Annotated in this window: 20 protein-coding genes; 12 read left to right on the forward strand and 8 right to left on the reverse strand. The window is 29.4% G+C overall.

Going from position 1 to position 20714, the window contains the following annotated elements; all coding sequences use genetic code 11:
* Positions 1–526: 526 nt before the first annotated feature.
* From gyrA to dnaA, 7 genes are all read right to left on the reverse strand, one after another.
* Positions 527–3091: a DNA gyrase subunit A gene (gene gyrA / locus LGK95_RS13750; RefSeq protein WP_226125361.1), complete on the reverse strand. Its 2565-nt coding sequence runs from the start codon at positions 3089–3091 to the stop codon at positions 527–529.
* A 143-nt stretch (positions 3092–3234) separates the two neighbouring features.
* Positions 3235–5139 (reverse strand): DNA topoisomerase (ATP-hydrolyzing) subunit B, encoded by a 1905-nt coding sequence (gyrB, locus tag LGK95_RS13755; RefSeq protein ID WP_226125362.1) that lies wholly within the window; start codon positions 5137–5139, stop codon positions 3235–3237.
* Between the two features lie 20 nt (positions 5140–5159).
* Positions 5160–5423, reverse strand: coding sequence for an extracellular matrix regulator RemB (gene remB, locus LGK95_RS13760; RefSeq protein ID WP_226125363.1), 264 nt, complete (start codon positions 5421–5423; stop codon positions 5160–5162).
* A 36-nt stretch (positions 5424–5459) separates the two neighbouring features.
* Positions 5460–6551: a DNA replication/repair protein RecF gene (gene recF, locus LGK95_RS13765; RefSeq protein ID WP_226125364.1), complete on the reverse strand. Its 1092-nt coding sequence runs from the start codon at positions 6549–6551 to the stop codon at positions 5460–5462.
* Positions 6552–6691: 140 nt separating this feature from the next.
* Positions 6692–6898 (reverse strand): RNA-binding S4 domain-containing protein, encoded by a 207-nt coding sequence (locus LGK95_RS13770; protein WP_226125365.1) that lies wholly within the window; start codon positions 6896–6898, stop codon positions 6692–6694.
* A 45-nt stretch (positions 6899–6943) separates the two neighbouring features.
* Complete coding sequence (gene dnaN, locus LGK95_RS13775) at positions 6944–8050, reverse strand: DNA polymerase III subunit beta (protein WP_226125366.1); 1107 nt, start codon at positions 8048–8050, stop codon at positions 6944–6946.
* Between the two features lie 270 nt (positions 8051–8320).
* On the reverse strand, positions 8321–9673 hold the full coding sequence (gene dnaA, locus LGK95_RS13780) for a chromosomal replication initiator protein DnaA (protein ID WP_226125367.1): 1353 nt from the start codon (positions 9671–9673) through the stop codon (positions 8321–8323).
* A gap of 543 nt (positions 9674–10216) precedes the next feature.
* Between dnaA and rpmH the strand changes: the two genes are divergently transcribed.
* From rpmH to LGK95_RS13840, 12 genes are all read left to right on the forward strand, one after another.
* A complete protein-coding gene (gene rpmH / locus LGK95_RS13785; RefSeq protein ID WP_071614800.1) occupies positions 10217–10351 on the forward strand; it encodes a 50S ribosomal protein L34 in 135 nt (44 codons plus the stop codon).
* 64 nt (positions 10352–10415) lie between these two features.
* Positions 10416–10775, forward strand: coding sequence for a ribonuclease P protein component (rnpA, locus tag LGK95_RS13790; protein ID WP_226125447.1), 360 nt, complete (start codon positions 10416–10418; stop codon positions 10773–10775).
* Positions 10747–10956 carry a membrane protein insertion efficiency factor YidD gene (gene yidD / locus LGK95_RS13795; protein ID WP_226125368.1) on the forward strand — a complete coding sequence of 70 codons (210 nt, stop codon included), beginning with the start codon at positions 10747–10749 and terminating at the stop codon, positions 10954–10956. The genes rnpA and yidD overlap by 29 nt, the downstream gene beginning before the upstream one ends.
* A 20-nt stretch (positions 10957–10976) precedes the next feature.
* A complete protein-coding gene (yidC, locus tag LGK95_RS13800; protein WP_226125369.1) occupies positions 10977–11642 on the forward strand; it encodes a membrane protein insertase YidC in 666 nt (221 codons plus the stop codon).
* A 46-nt stretch (positions 11643–11688) separates the two neighbouring features.
* The gene (jag, locus tag LGK95_RS13805; RefSeq protein ID WP_226125370.1) at positions 11689–12315 is read left to right on the forward strand and encodes an RNA-binding cell elongation regulator Jag/EloR; all 627 of its coding nucleotides are present in this window, start codon (positions 11689–11691) and stop codon (positions 12313–12315) included.
* A gap of 217 nt (positions 12316–12532) precedes the next feature.
* Positions 12533–13909, forward strand: a complete 1377-nt coding sequence (mnmE, locus tag LGK95_RS13810) for a tRNA uridine-5-carboxymethylaminomethyl(34) synthesis GTPase MnmE (protein ID WP_226125371.1) — start codon at positions 12533–12535, stop codon at positions 13907–13909.
* An 8-nt stretch (positions 13910–13917) separates the two neighbouring features.
* Entirely contained in the window at positions 13918–15810 is a 1893-nt protein-coding gene (gene mnmG / locus LGK95_RS13815) for a tRNA uridine-5-carboxymethylaminomethyl(34) synthesis enzyme MnmG (RefSeq protein ID WP_226125372.1), read from the forward strand.
* A gap of 23 nt (positions 15811–15833) precedes the next feature.
* On the forward strand, positions 15834–16553 hold the full coding sequence (rsmG, locus tag LGK95_RS13820) for a 16S rRNA (guanine(527)-N(7))-methyltransferase RsmG (protein WP_226125373.1): 720 nt from the start codon (positions 15834–15836) through the stop codon (positions 16551–16553).
* Positions 16554–16735: 182 nt separating this feature from the next.
* Entirely contained in the window at positions 16736–17515 is a 780-nt protein-coding gene (gene noc, locus LGK95_RS13825) for a nucleoid occlusion protein (protein ID WP_226125374.1), read from the forward strand.
* Positions 17516–17677: 162 nt separating this feature from the next.
* A complete protein-coding gene (locus LGK95_RS13830; RefSeq protein WP_226125375.1) occupies positions 17678–18445 on the forward strand; it encodes a ParA family protein in 768 nt (255 codons plus the stop codon).
* Between the two features lie 6 nt (positions 18446–18451).
* The gene (locus LGK95_RS13835) at positions 18452–19300 is read left to right on the forward strand and encodes a ParB/RepB/Spo0J family partition protein (protein WP_226125376.1); all 849 of its coding nucleotides are present in this window, start codon (positions 18452–18454) and stop codon (positions 19298–19300) included.
* 39 nt (positions 19301–19339) lie between these two features.
* Complete coding sequence (locus LGK95_RS13840; RefSeq protein WP_226125377.1) at positions 19340–19843, forward strand: DUF4446 family protein; 504 nt, start codon at positions 19340–19342, stop codon at positions 19841–19843.
* A 227-nt stretch (positions 19844–20070) separates the two neighbouring features.
* Here LGK95_RS13840 and yyaC read toward each other — a convergent pair whose 3' ends face one another.
* Complete coding sequence (gene yyaC, locus LGK95_RS13845) at positions 20071–20673, reverse strand: spore protease YyaC (protein ID WP_226125378.1); 603 nt, start codon at positions 20671–20673, stop codon at positions 20071–20073.
* Between the last annotated feature and the right edge of the window lie 41 nt (positions 20674–20714).

Raw genomic sequence — 20714 nt, forward strand, 5'->3', positions numbered from 1 at the left:
ATGAATAATCTGCGACAACTGTTAAGTTAATTCGCAAGCTCATTACATACTTTTTAGTCTTACGACTAAAATATTACTTTTACTAAAGTAATTAACTGGTTAAAACAAAATATTATTTCGTCTCTTTACCTATTTCTCTGTTTAATTTTCAAAGACCAAAATACTTCTTGTCATCATATGATGACTTCTATTATTTTACTGTTTAACTTTAACGTTGTCAATATATTTTTTTATTTATTTAAATTATTATTTAAAATAATAAAAAAAGTAACTCTTAAAATTAAACCTATGTTGTTACTCATTCGTAACGACAAGATGTATTGTATCAAATCTATAAGATACTGTATTCAGTATTATTCTATACCTCAATAGATTATACTGCTACAACTTTACCTATCTTTATTTTTCACTGTTTTACTGCTTGAGATACACTAGGTTAGTTATATTTTAATATGAATTAAAGAAAGTACTTATTTGAAGTTATTTCAAATAAGTACTTTCTAATTTTATCATTTACTTCATTAAATTATTTATCATTAGGTTCCTCATGTGTTTCTGGTTCATGATCCTCTTTAACAGAAGTTTCCTTAGTTTCTTCTTGAGCAGAATCTGCTTCAATTTGCAAAGGTTTCACTTCTTCTTGATTAGAATCTTCATCTGTGCTAATTACATCACTACAATTTATTTTAGCTATAGCAACTATGTTATCACCTTCACCATTCTTCATCAAAGTTACTCCCATAGTATTCCTACTTGTAGTTGATATTCCAGCTACGCTTAATCTTATAACAATACCATTACTGTTTATAAGTATCATTTCGTCTCCGTCTTTTACTATTCTAGCACCTACAAGTTTGCCTGTTTTCTCGGATACCTTATAGGTTATTACTCCTTTACCACCTCTATGTTGAAGTGAGTATTCTGAAACTAAGGTTCTTTTTCCAAAACCATTTTCACTTATAACTAGAAGTTCTTCCTCAGGTGTAACAATATTCATAGACACTACAATATCTTCTTGCCTCAAGGTTAAGGACTTAACTCCAGTTGCAGTTCTTCCCATACCTCTTACATCTTTTTCACTAAATCTTATGGAATAACCGTTTCTTGTAACAAACAGCATCTCACTATCTCCATTAGTTATTGCAGCTCCAATTAGTTCATCATCTTCTCTTAAATTAATTGCATTTAAACCATTTTTTCTAATTGCTGAATATTTATCAAGTGATGTTTTTTTAACTAAACCATGTTTTGTTCCCATTACAAGATAATTATCTTCAGCGAACTCTTTAAGAGATATAACAGCTTGAATCTTTTCATCACTAGCTAAAGGTATAATATTTATTAAGTTTGTTCCCTTAGCTGTTCTTCCACCTTCGGGAATTTCATATGCCTTTAACTTAAATGATTTTCCCTTGTTTGTGAAAAATAAAATATTATTATGGGTTGTAGTTATAAAAATATGTTCTACAAAATCATCTTCTTTTGTAGTAACACCTTGTATCCCTCTACCCCCTCTTTTTTGTGCACTATAAGTATCAGCCGGTAGTCTCTTTATGTAACCTGCATGAGTTAGAGTAATTACGATATCTTGTTCTTGAATTAAGTCTTCCTCATCTAAACTATATGGATTTTTTTCTATTGCTGATCTTCTAGTATCACCATATTTATTTCTAACTTCTATTAACTCATCCTTAATTATGTTTAATAATACTAATTCATCTGCTAAAATTCCTTTTAAATAATTTACTGTTTTAATTAATTCATTATACTCATCTTCAATTTTACCTCTCTCAAGACCTGTAAGTCTTCCAAGTCTCATCTCAACAATAGCAGTTGATTGTTTTTCAGATAAATTAAATGCATTTATTAAACTTTCTTTAGCTTCACTAATATTTTTAGATGCTCTTATTAATCGAATTACTTCGTCAATGTGATCTAAAGCAATTTTCAAACCCTCTAAAATATGAGCTCTAGCCAATGCTTTATCAAGATCAAATTGAGTTCTTCTTCTTATTACATCCTTTTGATGTTCTAAATAATAAACTAGAACTTGTTTTAAATTTAAAGTTTGAGGTTGATTCTTTACAAGAGCTATCATTATAACTCCAAAAGTATCTTGCATCCTAGTATGTTTAAATAACCTATTTAATACGATATTAGGATTTGCATCCCTTTTTAGTTCTATAACAATTCTCATACCTTCTCTATCTGATTCATCTCTTAAGTCCGATATTCCATCTATTTTCTTATCTTTTACTAAATCTGCAATACCTTCTATAAGTTTTGCTTTATTAACTTGATAAGGTAATTCTGTTACTATTATTGCATTTCTACCTTTATTCTCTTCAATGTCTGTTTTAGCCCTTACGAGTATTCTTCCTCTGCCTGTTTCATAAGCACTTTTTATTCCCGCTCTTCCTAGAATAATTCCACCTGTAGGAAAATCTGGCCCTTTTATTTTTGTCATTAAATCACTTATAGTAACTTCTGAGTCTTCAATAACCATGAGCACTCCGTCTATAACTTCTATTAAATTATGTGGAGGTATATTGGTTGCCATGCCTACTGCAATTCCTGTTGATCCATTAACTAAAAGATTAGGGAATCTTGAAGGCAGCACTGATGGTTCTTTTTCTTCTCCATCAAAGTTAGGAATGAAATCTACTGTATCTTTATTAATATCGCGAAGCATCTGAGTTGTAATTTTACTCATCTTAGCTTCTGTATATCTCATTGCAGCTGCCCCATCACCATCTACAGAACCAAAATTTCCATGACCATCGACCAAAGTACATCTTTGGGAAAAGTCTTGAGCCATTCTAACTAATGCACCATATACCGCAGTATCACCATGTGGATGATACTTACCTAAAACATCTCCTACTATTCTGGCACACTTTCTATATCCCTTCTCCGGTGTTAACCCTAGTTCATGCATAGAAAATAATATTCTTCTATGAACAGGTTTAAGTCCATCTCGCACATCTGGAAGAGCACGACTTACAATAACACTCATAGCGTAATCTATATAAGATTTTTTCATTTCGTATCTTATATCAATAGGTAAAATATTCCCCTGATTATTAATCATGTTACACCTCTTTAAACAAAATATTTTAATGTCACTCTGAAAAAAATATCAACATATTCCAAGAATGACGGTAATTACTTTAATTGATTAACCTCAGTAATAGTTAACTAATCCACTAAAGTGAATTAGTCTACTTTAGTAAATTATATATCTAAGTTAAGCACACTTTTAGCATTCTCTTGTATAAATTCCCGACGTGGTTCTACTTTATCACCCATGAGAATAGTGAATATTTCATCTGCCGCCATTGCATCCTCTACATGGACCTGAAGCATAGTTCTCTCCTCAGGGTTCATTGTTGTATCCCAAAGCTGATTTGGATTCATTTCCCCAAGACCTTTATATCTTTGTATATCAGTGTTACTATCTTTCCCACCAAATTCCACAAGTGTCTCTTGAAGTTCTTTTTCGGTATATACATAATGTTCTTTTTTACCTTTAGAAACCTTGAATAGTGGAGGTTGAGCTACATATACGTGCCCTTGTTCTACTAATTCCTTCATGTATCTATAGAAAAATGTTAATAATAAAGTCCTAATATGAGCCCCATCTACATCTGCATCTGTCATAATAATAATACGATCATATCTTATTTTTTTCACATCAAAATCCTTACCTATACCAGCACCAAAAGCAGTTATCATAGCCCTAATTTCAAGAGATGCAAGCATTTTATCAATTCTTTGCTTTTCAACATTCATTATTTTACCTTTAAGTGGGAGTATAGCTTGAAATTTTCTATCTCTACCCTGTTTTGCTGAACCACCTGCGGAATCACCCTCGACTAAATATATTTCACATTCCATAGGATCTTTTGATGCACAATCTGATAATTTACCTGGAAGAGTAGTACTCTCAAGTATTGATTTTCTTCTAGTAAATTCTCTTGCTTTTTTTGCTGCCTCTCTGGCTCTAGCTGCATTTAATCCTTTATCTATTATATTTTTACCAAGTTGAGGATCTTCCTCTAAAACATTACTAATTGCCTCACCAACTATACTATCGACAATGCCTCTTACTTCACTATTACCAAGTTTAGTTTTTGTTTGACCTTCAAATTGAGGATCAGTAAGCTTTATAGATATTACTGCTGTAAGCCCTTCACGTACATCCTCACCTGATAGATTTTTATCATTATCTTTTAGAAAACCAAATTTTTTAGCATAATCATTTACTACTCTTGTTAATGCTGTCTTAAAACCAACTAAGTGCGTTCCACCCTCAACGGTATCTATATTATTTGCGAATGAAAATATATTTTCTGTGTATGTATCATTGTATTGCAGAGCTATTTCAACAACGTAATCATCCCTGCGTCCTTCCATGTATATAGTCTCATGAATTGTTCCTTTATTTCTATTTAAATAATCTACAAAGGATTTTATTCCACCCTCATACCAAAACTCCTGATTTTTATCGTCTCTTTCATCCGTAAGTGTTATTCTTAAGCCTTTATTTAAAAAGGCTAATTCTCTTAATCTTTGAGAAAGTGTTTCATAATCGAAATTAATTTCTTCAAAAATTTCCGGGTCAGGAGTAAAAAAGACTTTCGTTCCATGTTCCTCAGTTGTTCCTATGTTTACAAGTGTACTAGTAGTTTTTCCTTTAGAAAAAGTTTGTTTCCATATGTTCCCATCTTTTTTGACTTCTACTTCACAAACAACGGATAAAGCATTAACTACAGATGACCCAACACCATGAAGACCACCCGATACTTTGTATGCTCCCCCACCAAATTTTCCACCTGCATGTAGTACTGTCATTATAACTTCTACAGTAGGTATTTTCATTTTATGATGTATTCCTACAGGCATACCTCGACCATCATCTATTACAGTTATAGAATTGTTTTGGTGTATAAATACATTAATATTTTTACAAAAACCTGCCAAAGCCTCATCTATACTATTATCTACAATTTCATAAACCAGATGATGAAGACCGCGAATACTCGTGCTTCCTATATACATACCAGGTCTTTTTCTTACAGCTTCTAATCCTTCAAGTACTTGTATTTGGCTCTCGTCATAAACATTATTTATTTCCATGCATATCCTCCTAATTCACTTTAAAGCTCATAATATACAGTTTCTGTTCTCTTGCATAAAGTTGAAGATGATATTGGTGATAAAAAAATTTTACTTTTTTTATCTACCTCAGCTATTACAAAAGATTTAGCAATATTATTTGTTATCCGCTCTACAAAACCATCTTCTTCAGCCATTCTTAAAAATTGGATAGTGTCCGAACTATACATAGTAGTATCTATATCAAATATACCTATAATATCTTTTATAGGCACTACTACATTTTCTCCTAAATGTAAAAACATATAATATCCTCCTTTATAATCTTTTTTCGTTTGAACTTATATAATTTCTTTTAATTTACCTGACATAACTTCAAATATCTTACTTTCAGGATTTAAATATTTTCTTATATTATTAACACCAGTACATGTAATTAATGTTTGAACATCTTTTATTGAATTTAATATATATTCTTGCCTTTTTGTATCAAGTTCAGACAAAACATCATCAAGTAACAATACTGGGTACTCTCCAGTTAGTTCTTTTATTATTGCTAGTGCTCCAAACTTAATGGTTAAAACAGAAGTTCTCTGCTGCCCTTGGGATCCAAATATTCTAGCATCTATACCATTAATTTCTATAGAAAAATCATCTCTATGTGGCCCTGTTGAAGTAGTTTTAGTTTCTATATCTCTTTTTCTATTTTTACATAGGAGCAAATAAAAGTTTTCTTGTATATTATCCAATTCTTTTATAGGGGTTAAATATTTTATATCTATAATTTCACTTTTAGATGTTATATTGCTATGTATTACTTTTCCTAATTTATTCAATTTTTCTATGTAATTAATTCTATCTTTTATTATAATTGCGCCAAATTCACTAAGTTGTTTGTCATATACATCTATAATATCAATATTAGTGTTCCATTGTTTTATAGCTAAGTTCCTCTCATTTAAAATTTTTTTATATTGAGATAAACTATAATAATAACGACTGTTTAATTTACATAATTCTATATCTAAAAATTTTCGTCTGTAAGATGGTGATTCTTTAACAATATTTAGATCTTCTGGAGAAAACATAATCACATTGAAGCTTCCTACTAGTTCGGACATCTTTTGAACTTTTATTGAATTTATATTAACGCCTTTTTTACCTTCTTTAAAAATTTTTATCTCTATTTTTTTATCTAACCTAGTTTTACATACATAAAGTTTTATGTATGCTTCTGTACCATTCCAATTTATTAATTCTTTATCTCTATTAGTTCTGTGAGACTTAGCTAGACTACAATAATAAATTGCTTCCAAAACATTTGTTTTCCCTTGTGCATTATCTCCTACAAATACGTTAGTGCCTTTATTAAGTTGTATAACTAACTCATTATAATTTCTAAAATTTCTAAGTTGTAAATATTTTATGTACATACAATCACCTATTATGATTATAACATATATATATATTTATATTATTTTATAATCATAAATATATATATATAATTTTTTTTAATATTGACATAAATTGTGCACCGGAGATTTTTTAAAATTTTCCGGTGCATTAATATATTTTATACTATTTTATAAGTTTCGCCATTAAATTCAATTATATCACCTTTAACTAATTTTTTACCTCTTTGGGTTTCTACTTCACCATTAAGCTTTATTTCCTCATTTTTAATATAAAATTTTGCTTCTGAACCTAAACTTGCTATTCCAGCCCACTTTAGAAAAGCATCCAATTTTATTATTCCTGTATCTACTTGTATTTCATTCATTTTAAAACCACCTTTTTTTAATATTATAATATATATTATTTTTAATTAGTTAGTCGTCCTTATTCTTACTGGTAATACCATATATGTGCAGTTATTTTTTTCTTTATTTCTTACTACGCAAGGATTAACCCCACTTGAAAACTCCATGATGATTTCTTCTTCTTCCATTATTTTAAGAAGTTCTATTAGGTATTTTGAGTTAAATGCAATTTGAAGAGGCTCACCTTGCAAAATTATATTTATTTCCTCTCTAGCCTTTCCCAATTGAGAATTAGAGGTAATAACCATATTGTCTTCCTCTATGTTAAATTTAACTAAGTTAGTATTTCCCTCTTTGGCCATGAGAGATGCTCTTTCTATACAATTCAATAATTCAGATCTTTTAGCTGTTATTTTTAAATTATATTCTTCTGGTATTATTGAGCTATATTTTATGAATTCTCCTTCTAGTAATCTTGATATAACCTTTGTTTTTCCAAGATTAAATAAAATATGATTCGCTGTGAATGTTATATTAACTGGTTCATCAGTTTCTTCTAATATTTTTGAAACCTCACTTAATGTTTTACCAGGAATTACAGCATTTATACTATTGTCGTTATCTACGTCTTCACTTCTAAATGCAACTCTATAGCCATCCAGTGCTACAAGATTAAGTTTTTTATCTTTTATTTCAAATAAGACCCCTGTAAGAATTGGTCTAGTCTCATCTTGAGCAACAGCAAATATTGTACCTTTCATCATACTTTTTAATACTCTTTGAGAAACAGAAAAAATCATATTTTCTATTATATTAGGTAAATTAGGATAGTCATCACTATTCATATGTATTATAGTAGCATATGATTTTTGACAAACTATTTTAATAGAGTTTTTTTCTTCAGAAGTTATTTCAACTGCACTATTGGGTAATTTTCTTATAATTTCACCAAACAACTTAGAGTCCAGTACTACACTTCCGTCTTCCATAACGTCTGCATTAATCTTAGCCTCAATACTTAAATCAATATCAGATCCTATAAGAGTAACCTCACTATCTTTTGCAACTATTAAAATACCTTGTAATACGGGCATTGTTGATTTTCCAGTAATAGCTTTTTGTACATTTGAAATTGCTTCTTGTAATATACTTTTTTCACATATAAACTTCATAAAAAAAAGACCTCCTTATCCACATGGGAAATTGATTAAAGATAGGTAAGATAATAATTAAAACTAGTAGTAATAGTAGTAGGGGCTGTTGATATGTTAAAAACCTATCTTAGCCTTTAGGATTCAGTGATACTCAGTAAAAGTAATTGTGGATAAGTATGCAAAAAAAAATCATAGTTATCCACAATACTAACAGTTAGATTTTATGTATTATTTTATGCACAGGATTATATATATATAGTATCAACACTTGTTAGTAACAGTATTGTTTTACTTTTGACTTATTTTCTTAGTTAGTTCAGCTACGTTATCTTGTAAATTTTCATCTACTTTAAGACCATTAGATATTTTCTCACATGCATGAATTACAGTTGTATGATCTCGACCTCCAAACTCCTCACCAATTTTTGGAAGAGACATGTCTGTAAGTTTTCTGCACAAATACATTGCTATTTGTCTTGGGAATGTTATGTTTCTAGTTCGTCTTGAAGATTTAAAATCCTCAACTTTTAAATTAAAATAGCTAGAAACTATATCTTGTATTAATTCAATAGTAACTTGTTTCGAATTTCTACTAGATATAATATCTTTTAGTGCTTCAGATGCTAAGTCTATGCCAATTTCTTTATTGGTAAGCGAAGAAAAAGCAACAATTCTAATAAGAGCACCTTCTAGTTCTCTAATGTTTGATTTAATTTTAGTAGCGATATACACCATTACTTCATTTGGAATGTTTAAGTTTTCTACATCTGCTTTTTTCTTTAAAATAGCTATTCTAGTTTCAAAATCAGGCGGTTGTATATCAGCTATAAGACCCCATTCGAATCTAGAGCGCAATCTATCTTCTAGAGTAGGTATCTCTTTAGGAGGTCTATCACTAGATAAAATAATTTGTTTATTGGCTTCATGTAGATCATTGAATGTATGAAAGAATTCTTCTTGCGTGCGTTCTTTACCAGCAATAAATTGAATATCATCGATCAAAAGCACATCTACATTTCTGTACTTGTTTCTAAATTCTACATTTTTATCATCCTTAATAGAATTGATAAGTTCGTTTGTAAATTTTTCAGAAGATACATAAACAACTTTAGATTTTGGGTTATTTGCCAATATATAATGACCAATGGCATGCATTAAATGTGTTTTACCAAGACCAACTCCACCATAAATGAATAGTGGATTATAGGCTTTCGCAGGGGATTCGGCTACAGCAAGTGATGCAGCATGGGCGAACCTATTACTATTACCAATGACAAAAGAATTAAAAGTATACTTTGGATTTAGTGTTGCAGACATTTCGTCATTAACTATTAGGTTATGTCTTTCTGATTCTCGTTTAGCTTTAGGTGTTTCAATTTCAGCTACTTCTTCAGATAATATAAAGAATTCTATTTTATATGTTTTAGAAGTAAGTAATTTAACAGCATTCATTATTAAATCCTTATATCTATTTTCAAGAATATCTTTGGTAAAATTATTAGGAACACCTAATTTAAATGTATTATTATCTAAGGCCATAGGTTCTATACTTTTAATCCAAGTATTAAAACTAACTTCTGTCAGTTCGCCTTTTATTATATTTAAGGTTTTTTCCCAGATATCTTTAATTTGGGTGCTCATTTCCTACCCTCCAGTTCAAATAAAAAAAATTTTTATGTAAAAACAAACAATGTATTAACAAAGTTATAAACAATAAATTAATATATTGTAGGTTGTTGATAAATAGCAATAAAAATATGCACATGTTAATAACTATGTTTATATCTTTAAGGTGACTTAAAGTATTAACAATTTAGGTGAAAAAGTTATTAACATATTAAAAAAGGAATAAATCTGCTAATATAGTCAAAAATAGATAAGTAAAAAGAAGTTTAAGATAACATTGTAATAGTTATTCACAATTTTGTCCACAAGTTGTGAATAACTTTACTTATAATTAAGTTATTCACAGTTCTTTCTTATATAATATCAAAAAATAACAAGGTGTTCAAGAAGTTATCCACAAAAAAACATATAAATAAAAAAAACATCAACAATATTAATAAAAATGCTTATCTTGACATTATGAGAGTGTCACTATATAATCTAATAGTAAAACCATACGTATGCAATTGCATAATGGTTGCTATAATGTATGAGTTAAAAGAAGGGGGTGTAGTAGATATGTTCATGACTTACCAACCTAAAAAAAGACAAAGAAAAAAAGAACACGGATTTAGAAAGAGAATGAAAACCGCTTCTGGCAGAAATATTCTTCAGAAAAGAAGACAAAAAGGTAGAAAAAGATTGACAGCATAAAGGCCGCTAATGTGGCCTTTTTCTGCAATTTGCGGAAAAGAGGGCGGCTAATATGAAGAGTGATGTGAAGAAATACAGAATTAGAAAGAATACTGAATTTAGAACAGTATATAGAAAAGGAAAATCTTTTTCTAACCTATTATTAGTATTATACATTTATAGAAATGGTAAAGATATTAATAGATGTGGAATATCTGTAAGTAAAAAGGTAGGAAACAGTGTAATTAGAGGTCGAGTTAAAAGATTAATAAGTGAAAGTTATAGGCTTAATACTGAAGGATTAAAGACAGGATACGATCTGGTTTTTATTGCAAGGAATCCTTCTAATACTAAAAATTACAAAGAAATAGAGAGTGCTTTAAAGAAATTGCTTAAGAAAGCTGGTTTAATTAATAATGAAAAAAATACTTATACTGGGTATTAATTGTTATAGAAATTATATATCACCTCTTAAGAGGCCTTGTTGTATTTTCTACCCCACATGTTCTCAGTATACTTTAGAGGCTATTGAAAAGTATGGAGCAATAAAAGGCTTAATTATGGGAATAAAGAGAATACTTAGATGTCATCCTTATAATAAGGGCGGCTTTGATCCAGTTAAATAAACATTTGGGAGGTTTTATATTTGAAATTTACTTTTTTAACTGATCCGCTTCAAAAGTTCTTTTTCTTTATACATGGCGGCATTCATACACTTATACCAAATAATGATTTATCATTTGGACTGACAATAATTATTTTCACTGTTATAATAAGATTAATATTGTTACCATTGAGTATTAAACAACTTAAATCAACTGCTAAAATGGGTGCAATTCAACCAGAAATGAAGAAAGTTCAAGCAAAATATAAAAGTGATCCCCAAAAGGCTCAGCAAGAAGTAATGAAACTTTATAAGGAAAATGGAGTAAATCCAATGGGTGGATGTTTACCAATGCTTATTCAAATGCCTATCTTATTTGCTTTATACGCTGTGTTTCAAAATTTAAATATGCAGGGTGCTGGTTTCTTATGGATGAAGGATTTAACAAAAGCAGATCCTATGTACATATTACCAATTTTGTCTACTGTTACAACATATTTTTCATCAAAGCTTATGCAACCGCCGTCAGCGGATGGTTCTCAATCAAAACAAACTTCAACAATGTATACTGGAATGGCTATCTTTATGGGTTTTATGAGTCTTAAATTTAAAGGTGCACTAGTGTTATATTGGGTAATAAATAATGTAGTACAAATAGTTCAAACTGTAGCTATAAATAAATTAGAATTAAAAAACAAAGAGAGTTAACACAAGTGCCTAATTTTGATATATAGAAAGGCGGGTGTAGCACTATATGAAAATTATAGAAATGATGGGAAAAACCGTAGATGATGCAATAAGTAAATCACTTATGGAATTAAAAGTTACAATAGACAAAGTAAAAGTGGAAACTATAGATGAAGGAAGTAAAGGGTTTTTAAATATTATAGGGGTAAAACCTGCCAAAATTAGAGTTACGGTTAAAAGAGATAGTTTAAATGAAGCTAAAATTTTTTTAAAAGAAGTATTAAATTCAATGAACATGAAAGCAGAAGTGAATCTTAAGGATGAAAATAATGAGATTAAGGTTGATTTAATTGGACCTAACATGGGATTATTAATTGGATATAGAGGCGAAACTTTAGATGCACTTCAATACCTTGTAAGTTTAGTTGTAAACAAGAATCATGATGAAGAGTATAAAAGAGTAGTATTAGATACTGAAAATTATAGAGCAAAACGAGAAGAGACTTTGAAAAGACTTGCATCTAAAATTGCATATAAAGTAAGGGTTAGTGGTAGAGTGTTAAAACTTGAGCCTATGAATCCTTACGAGAGAAGAATAATACATTCTACGCTTCAAAATGATTCATATATTTACACATTTAGCGAAGGTGAAGAGCCCTATAGAAGAGTTGTAGTTGATTTAAAGAAAGCCTAAGGGCTTTCTTTTTAAATTAAAAAATAATTGTAACGGTGATTCTATTCTTAAAATCCAAAGTTACTAATATACAGTTAAGTTAATAATCTAACGTTGAATTTTACGAATACAATTAAAATGCTAATAAAGAGGCAATACAAATAACAAAGATTTTAGATATAATGTAATTAATATGGATATAATAATAAATACTTATAAAATTAGGAGGGCATATTTAATGAAAGAATTTGATACTATAGCTGCGATATCAACTAGTATAGGAGAAGGTGGGATATCTATTATTAGGATATCTGGTGATAAGTCAATAGAAATAGTGGGAAGTCTATTTGTAGGTAAAAATGATAGAAAACTTAATGATTTCAAATCTTATACTATGAGATATGGCCATGTGGTTGATAAAAATGGGAGTAGACTAGATGAAGTGATTATTTCCTATATGAAAGGGCCTAGAAGTTTTACTGCAGAGGATACAATTGAAATCAATTGTCATGGAGGAGTAGTTGGGACTAATAGAATATTACAGGAAATTATTCGCGCAGGAGCGAGAATGGCGGAACCTGGAGAATTTACTAAAAGAGCATTTCTAAATGGAAGAATTGATTTAAGTCAGGCAGAAGCAGTTATAGATATAATAAGAGCAAAGACAGAACTTAGTATGAAGTCAGCGCTTATGCAATCAGAAGGTTCTATTTCCAAGGAAATAAAAGCGATTAGAAATACATTACTTACTGTAATTGCGCGTATTGAGGTTACGGTTGATTACCCAGAAGAGGATATTGAAGAAGTAACTGCAAAAGATGTTATTGAAGATGTTAATAAAGTAATAAGTAATATAGATCTACTTTTAAGCACAGCTGATGAAGGCAAAATTTTAAGAGAGGGGCTTAGCACTGTTATAGTTGGAAAACCTAATGTAGGAAAATCATCACTTTTAAATGCGCTTGTTAAAGAGAAAAGAGCTATTGTTACAGACGTACCAGGTACAACTCGGGATGCAATAGAAGAGTATATAAGTATTGAAGGGATACCAATTAAGATAGTAGATACTGCAGGTATTCGCGAGACTGATGACAAAGTTGAAAAAATTGGAGTGGAAAAATCAAAAGAAAAAATAGATGAAGCAGATTTAGTTATTTTAATATTAGATTCAAGTATGGAGTTAAGTCATGAGGATAAAGAAATTATTGAATATATTAAAGAAAAAAAATATATAGTATTATTAAATAAAAGCGATTTAGGTGGTAAAATAGATATAAGTGAATTAAAAACTCTAAAGTCAAAATATATAACTAATATTTCAGTAAAAACAGGTGAAGGGTTACATTATGTTAAAGATCATATAAAAGATTTGTTTTTTAATGGAGAAATTAAAACTGAAGGTGTGTTCGTTACAAATAATAGACATAAACAATCTTTAATAAGAGCAAAAGAAAACTTAGAATCATCATTAAATGCACTAGAATATACATCAGCTATAGATCTGGCATCAATTGACATTCGAAATGCATGGGTGAATTTAGGCGAGATTACGGGAGAAGCTTTAGAGGAAGATATTATACACAAGATATTTTCAGAATTTTGTTTAGGAAAGTAGGGATAAATATGAAATACGATGCAGGAAATTTTGATGTTATAGTTATTGGAGCTGGTCATGCAGGTTGTGAGGCAGCTCTAGCATCTGCAAGAATAGGATGCAAAACTTTAATTTGTGCTATTAATTTAGATAGCGTGGCTTTAATGCCATGTAATCCTAATATTGGCGGCACTGCCAAAGGACATCTAGTAAGGGAAATAGATGCACTTGGTGGTGAAATGGGAATAAATATTGATAATACATATATACAATCAAGAATGCTAAATAAATCTAAAGGTCCAGCAGTGTTCTCATTAAGGGCTCAAGCGGATAAAAAAGCATACGGTCTTAGAATGAAAAATGTATTGGAAAATCAAGAAAATTTACAATTAAGACAATTAGAAATAATATCAATAGATGTAGCTGATGGAAAAATAAAGGGTGTACTTACAAAACATGGTGCATATTTCACTACAAAAGCAATTGTTATAGCTTCTGGAACATACTTAAAATCAAAAGTTATAATTGGAGATCTTAGTTATAGTGAAGGCCCTAGCGGATTGCTTCCGGCGAACGAACTATCTAATTCGTTAGATAAACTGGGAATAACACTTCGACGATTTAAAACAGGAACTCCTGCTAGAATAAATAGACGTTCAGTAGATTTTTCTAAAATGGAAGCTCAAAATGGTGATTCAGAAATAGTTCCATTTTCATTTATTAGTGAAGATATAAGTCGCGATCAGCTATGTTGTTATTTAACTTATACGAATGAGAATACTCATAACGTAATTAGAAAGAATATTCATAGATCCCCCCTTTATAATGGCTCAATTACAAGTACAGGACCTAGATATTGTCCATCTATTGAAGATAAAGTAATGAGATTTACAGATAAGGAAAGACACCAGATATTTATAGAACCTGAAGGTGAGAATACAGAGGAGATGTATGTTCAAGGTATGTCTAGCTCACTTCCTGAAGAAGTACAAGTAGAAATGTTAAAAACAGTGCAGGGACTTGAGAATGTAGAAATTATGAGAACAGCATACGCTATAGAATATGACTGTATAGATTCAACGGATTTAAAACTCTCTTTGGAATTTAAAAATATTAAGGGATTATTTTCAGCTGGTCAAATAAATGGTAGCTCAGGATATGAAGAAGCAGCTTCTCAAGGCATTATTGCAGGAATTAATGCGGCACTTACTATTCAAGGTAAAGAACCATTAATACTTAAAAGGTCGGATGGTTATATAGGTGTTCTAATTGATGATTTAGTTACTAAAGGGACCAATGAACCATATAGAATGATGACTTCAAGGGCAGAGTATAGATTGTTATTAAGACAGGATAATGCTGATTTAAGATTAACTGAAATTGGATATAATGTAGGACTAGTTAAAGAACATAGATACGAAATATTTACAAAAAAGAAGACGCAGATCGAAGAGGAAATTGAAAGAATAAAACATTTGCAGATTACAAACAAAAAGGAAATTGAAGAATTTCTAATTTCTGTTAATTCAACGCCTCTAAAGAAACCTATAAGTTTATATGAACTTATAAAAAGACCGGAACTTGATTATTATATAATTGAAAAATTGGACAAGGATAGACCTAAATTAAATAAGTATATACAACAGCAGGTTAATATTGTTTCAAAATATGAAGGTTACATCCAAAAGCAGTTAGATCAAATCAAACAATTTAAGAAGTTTGAAAATAAAATCATATCAAAAGACATAAATTATGACAAAGTAAAGGGATTAAGAATAGAGGCTATGCAAAAACTAGGTAAAATTAAACCGGAAAGTATAGGTCAAGCTTCTAGAATATCTGGGGTTTCACCCGCTGATATGTCTGTTTTAATGATATACCTAGAACAACAAAAGAGGCTTAACAACATTTCAAAGGAATAGTCTTATAAATACGGAGGTGAAATATGGAATACTTTGATATATTAAATAAAGCAAGCAATAATGTAGGACTTAAATATGATGAAAAAAAGCATGAACAGTTTATGAAATATAAAGGGCTTATAAAGGAATGGAATGAAAAAGTTAATTTGACTGCTATAAAAGAAGATGAGGCAATAGTAAAAAAACACTTTATTGATTCTATGAAGGTTTTTAAATTTGATCAGCTAAAGAATGCAAAAAATATAATAGATATTGGTACTGGAGGAGGTTTTCCAGGTATCCCTATGAAAATAATAAAACCAGAAATAAATATAGTTTTATTAGATTCACTTAATAAGAGGATTAATTTTTTAAATGAAGTAATTAAATCACTGCAATTAGAGAATATTAAAGCTATTCATGGTAGAGCAGAGGATTTTGCACAAGAAATGAAATATAGAGAAAAATTTGATGTTGCAGTTTCAAGGGCTGTTGCTAATTTAACAGTTTTAAGTGAATATTGTATACCTTATGTAAAGGTTGGAGGATATTTTGTTGCAATGAAGGGTCCAGCGGTTGAAGAGGAAATAAAGCAATCGAGGAATGCAATAAGACTTCTTGGTGGACGGATAGAACATATAGAAAAAGTACAAATTGAAGATAGTGATTTAGATCATAATCTAGTAATAATAAGTAAAATTACGTCTACCAATAAAAAATATCCTAGAAAAGCAGGAATGGTTGCTAAAAGTCCTTTATTATAATATTGTTGGAGAACCATAGGTTAAGAACACCATGCCAATTGATGATAAATGTTATAATTTGTCGTACGAAATATATAAAAAAAAGAAGGAAATAACATAAAAATAGAGAATTGTTAATAAAAGGTAAAAAAAGGTAAAAAGAAAATACAAAAGGAAAAGGAAAAATTGAGGGATGGTATATTATGCAAAATAATGTAAATTACGTATCTATAGAATTGATTTCTCCAAATGTTTATCAGCCTAGAAAACATTTTAATGAAGAAACTATTGAGGAACTATCTCAGTCAATAAAAGCATATGGAATAATTCAACCACTAACAGTTAGAAAAAGTGGGGAAAACAGATATGAATTAGTAGCCGGCGAGAGAAGATTAAGAGCAGCGAAAAAAATAGGGCTTGAACAAGTCCCAGTAATTATTATAGATATTACAGACAAAGATTCTGCAGCAATTGCACTACTCGAAAATTTACAACGGGAAGACCTAAACTTTTTTGAAGAAGCTATGGCTTATTATAACCTTATTAAAGATCATTCTTACACACAAGAACATTTGGCACAAATGATAGGAAAAAAACAATCAACTATTGCAAATAAATTAAGACTACTTAAGTTAGATAATGAAATAACCAATATATTAGTTGAAAATAAGCTCACTGAGAGGCATGCTAGAGCTTTGCTAAGACTATCTGATGTGAACATCCAAAAGAAAGTACTTAAGATAATTGTTGATAAGTCGCTTAATGTTAAAAAGACTGAAGAACTTATTGAAAAAGAATTGTTGAAGTTATGTAGAGATGAAGTATCTACTAGCGGAAAGAAAAAAATAAAAGGGATTTTTGCACCTAGAGTATACATAAATACTATTAAACAAGTTTTTGATAAATATGGCATTAATGCAGAATATAAATCTAAAGAATTAGAAGACAGTATAGAGGTAATAATAAGAATACCAAAAAAATAAATAAAAAAACAGAGTGTTTCACGTGAAACACTCTGTTTTTTTTATATTTATGTTAAATATCTTTAAAAGCACTATTAAAACATATAACATAAATATATAATGAACTATATGCAAAAATAACATGTCGAAATATATACATTATTTTGAAGGGTAGGTGTAGTCATGAAAACAATATGTATTTTTAATCAAAAGGGGGGAGTAGGTAAAACTACTACGAATATAAATTTATGCTCTTATTTAGCTATGCAAGGTAAAAAAATATTAACTATAGATATTGATCCTCAAGGAAATACTACAAGTGGATTAGGATTTGATAAAAAAAATATTAATTTATCAACATATGATTTATTAATATCTGATATTTCCATTAGGGAAACTATAAAAGAATGCGAACTTGTAAATAATTTATACCTAGTACCCTCTACAATGGAACTTGCGGGTGCAGAAATAGAATTGATAAATAAAAGTAATCGTGAAAACATATTAAAAGAGAAACTCAAAGAAATTGAAGGAGAATTTGATTATATTTTTATAGATTGTCCTCCTTCATTAGGAATTTTAACTATTAATGCACTTACGGCAGCTAGTAATGTGTTAACACCTATTCAATGTGAATATTATGCTTTAGAAGGGGTTGGCCAATTAGTAAATACAATACAATTAGTTAAAAAATCTTTAAATAAAAATCTTGAATTCGAGGGTATTATTTTAAGTATGTACGATAACAGAACCAAACTTTGTAATGAAGTTGTATTAGAAGTTAAAAAATATTTTAATGATAAAGTATACGTTACAACTATACCTAGAAATATACGATTAGCTGAAGCACCAAGTTTTGGATTACCAATTATGCTTTATGACGATAAATGCAAGGGAGCAGATGCTTACAAAGATTTAGCAATTGAGTTTTTAGATAGACAAAGGAGATGATAGAAGTTGAGTAAAAAATTTGGATTAGGTAAAGGTTTGAGCGCTTTAATACCAGAAGAAGAAATTATTGAAGGTGATTCCACTGTTTTTAAGATACCTATAAATTTAATTAAAGCTAATAAAGATCAGCCAAGAAAAAACTTTGATCCTGAAAAAATATCGGAATTGGCACAGTCAATAAAAGAGCATGGAGTTATTCAACCTATTATTTTAAATAAACAAGAAAATATATACATAGTTATAGCGGGCGAAAGAAGGTTTAGGGCTGCAAAAAGTATTGGACTTGAAGAAATACCTGCAATCATTATGGAGTTAGATAATAAAGAAGTATTAGAAATATCATTAATAGAAAATATCCAAAGAGAGGACTTGAATCCTATTGAAGAAGCAATAGCTTATAAGAAACTGTTAAAAGATTTTGGTCTTACACAGGAAGAAATAAGTAAGAAGGTATCTAAATCAAGAACTGCTATAACCAATTGCATGAGATTATTAAATTTAGATGAAAGAGTTCAAGAGTACATAGTAGATCAAGTAATATCAGAGGGGCATGGACGTGCTATATTGGGAATAAATGATAAGCAGCTCCAATATGAGGTTGCTCAAAAAGTGATTGAAAACAACCTTAGTGTTAGGGAAACTGAGAGATTAGTAAAAAATTTGGGGAAAGAAAATCAAGAAAGAATAGTTGAAAATAAAAATGATATATATTATAAAGACATAATGAATAAATTAGAAAATCATTTTGGAACTAAGGTTTTAATAAATTCTAAAAACAAAAATAAGGGTAAAATAGAAATTGAGTATTATTCAGAAGAAGATTTTGAAAGGATTTTAGAAGTTTTTAATATATAATGTTTCACGTGAAACATAATGGAAAGGATGTAATTTTTAATGCAGAATATAATTAATTTTATAAATAGTGCACAAATATATATAACAATAGCTCTTATGATTCTTGTATTTATTTTAATTATAATAGTTATAATTACCTATACATCTTTAATTAAAATAGAATCAAGATACCGAAAACTAATGAGAGGTGCAAGTACAAAAAATTTAGAAGACATAGTTATATCTTATTTAGATAAAATAGATGAAGTACAAAAACAAAATGGAATTATGAAACAACTTTATGAACAAATAAATGGAAAATTATCGGGTTGTGTGCAAAAAACTTCAATGATAAGATACAAAGCCTTTGACGATATGGGAAGTGATTTAAGTTTTTCTATAGCATTACTTGATGGAGACATAAATGGCGTTATATTAACAAGTATTTACGGTAGAAATGAGAGTACGACTTATGCAAAACCAATAAATAAAGGAATATCTAGGTACGAATTATCTGATGAAGAAAATAAAGTGTTAGAGCAAGCTATAATTTCAAAAGAATAAGTAATAAGAATAAAATTAATTATTGTCATAGAAAACTTATTATAGAATACATATTAAGGTGAATTAAAAGATAATATAAAAACATGATTATTTCAAAACCTAAATCTAAATCTAAATCTAAAGTAAAAGATAACACAAAAAAATATAAAATTAAAAATGTGCTAAAACTAATTTTTAATTTTATATTTTAATTAAATCAAAATAATATAAGTAATTACCAAATCTAATTAACCTTCAACATCCTTTATATTAAACTCATCATAAATAGAGCTATATTTTTTTTCACCTACAGTTTTCAGTATTGAATGATATAGACCTTTTGAAATAGCATCAGCAAGCATCATTACAGTATATAATCTCGTGTTCTGGAGAACCATAAATTCAAAAGCTCCGGATATGTTTACTACTCCTGTTATGCTTAGATTACCTATTTTAGGCAAATTTTTATTCATAGCTGCACCGGGGCTTAAAGGTTTTTCTTCAACAATGATTTTACCTACATTTTGTAAACTCCCTAGGCAAGCATCTATTGCAATAATGTAGGGGTTGGTGTACGAATAATTAATTTCATCAATTGTTTCACATAAATTTTTCGCATGTACGGGACACTCAAGACTACCATATATATGAATCTTGTTTCTAACTAAAAACTTAAGCTTGTTTCCAACTAGTGGTCCTAGACTATCACCAGTAGATCTGTCGGTTCCGATACATAAAACAACAATAGGGCGTGAACATTTAGCTATTGGAAAAATATATTGACTTATAGTATCTCTTAATTTAAAAGTGCAATCATTTGACATAGAGTCTAAAATAACCTTATTTACCATATATAAAAAACCTCCTATTTGGATTTTAGCCAGGTAGGAGG

The organism is Clostridium algoriphilum (assembly GCF_020443705.1).
GTDB lineage: Bacteria > Bacillota > Clostridia > Clostridiales > Clostridiaceae > Clostridium_AD > Clostridium_AD algoriphilum.